Annotated in this window: 1 protein-coding gene; it reads right to left on the bottom strand. The window is 42.5% G+C overall.

The genetic code is table 11. The features are described 5' to 3' along the window. Positions 1–22 precede the first annotated feature (22 nt). Positions 23–454, bottom strand: a complete 432-nt coding sequence (locus DW49_RS1000000133845) for a hypothetical protein (protein WP_229687609.1) — start codon at positions 452–454, stop codon at positions 23–25. Positions 455–757: the final 303 nt, after the last annotated feature.

Consider the following 757-nt stretch of genomic DNA (forward strand, 5'->3'; position numbering starts at 1 on the left):
ATCATGAGAGTCCATCCCTAACTCAATAGCCGGGTGTTGCACTCAGCCTCTGAAACCGCCGATTATTGAAATTGGAAAGAGAATAATGAAGCCTACTTTTCCAAACTGCAACATATAAATCCACATCTGAGATGTAGAGTGGGAGTTGGGCGAATCTGAAATGCTCATGGTCATATTTCTGATGAAGTTCAACATGCTCGAAAATAGGCGCCACATAAGTTCCGTTAGCTTTATTTATTGTTTTTTCTAGTTCGGATTTTTCCCAGGATTTCATGTTTTCAGGCGTGGACTCCCTCATAAGTTCAAGGGTTGATACGCGCTGCGTCGAGCACCATGGCAACCGGATTGCGCCTGATAAAAATAGCTCGCAGTGTGAGGTTTTATTTTGTTCTGGTATGCTGTCGCTTCTATATGCTTGGGGATGATAGTTGGAAGATCTGTTTAGATCAGTCATTGGTTTTGGCCTCGTGAGTTATTTCATCCGCCCAAAAGGGTTGGTTTATTTTGAAAAATTCAGGCTTGCTAAAATTGTGGCTGTATTTTGTGTCGTCCTTCACTGTCGGCGCGGGGAAATAATGCTCTTTTCCATTGCGGGTAAGAATGAACTGAGCTCGGACAGCCCACTTCAAGCTGTGGGTGATATGCTGATTGGGTGTGACGAAAAATAGCTCTAGTGTACTGTTTTCGAAAAAACCAGCTACTAACTAACGTAAAATTCAAATTTTATCAATAACTTAGGTTGCGGGACACGGGTAAA

Source organism: Pseudomonas avellanae BPIC 631, from assembly GCF_000444135.1.
Classification (GTDB): domain Bacteria; phylum Pseudomonadota; class Gammaproteobacteria; order Pseudomonadales; family Pseudomonadaceae; genus Aquipseudomonas; species Aquipseudomonas avellanae.

What these genes read in the sequence shown, in the direction of transcription:
- DW49_RS1000000133845 (WP_229687609.1), bottom strand. Translation starts at nt 454, where the DNA reads ATGACTGATCTAAACAGATCTTCCAACTATCATCCCCAAGCATATAGA.